The following is a 290-nucleotide window of genomic DNA, read 5'->3' on the forward strand; positions in this document are numbered from 1 at the left end:
TGAGGATACCGCGCCGGGCAATTCGCACGGTCTCTGCGCGAGAGGTTCCGCCGCCGCCGAGCTCGGTGGTGACGAAGACCTTGCCCATCTCCTCGGCGGCAGTGTCATACATGCCGACCGCGTCGATCTCGGTCATGCGCATCGAGAAAGGCGCCGAGAACGCCTCCACGGCGGCGAAGGCGTTTTTCTCCTGCTCCTTGTCCGGGAGCGTATGAGCGGCGCAGAACGGCACGAAATCCAGCGTTTTTCCGCCGGAGTGGAAGTCGAAGACGATATCCGCGCGCGGCAGC

General features: G+C 64.5%; 1 protein-coding gene. It reads right to left on the bottom strand.

What is annotated here, in order from left to right; all coding sequences use genetic code 11:
- Positions 1-290, bottom strand: a 290-nt coding sequence (locus EN846_RS34585) for a succinylglutamate desuccinylase/aspartoacylase family protein (protein ID WP_189587222.1), incomplete at both ends; no start/stop codon positions are given.

It is taken from the genome of Mesorhizobium sp. M4B.F.Ca.ET.203.01.1.1 (assembly GCF_004791025.1).
GTDB lineage: Bacteria > Pseudomonadota > Alphaproteobacteria > Rhizobiales > Rhizobiaceae > Mesorhizobium > Mesorhizobium abyssinicae.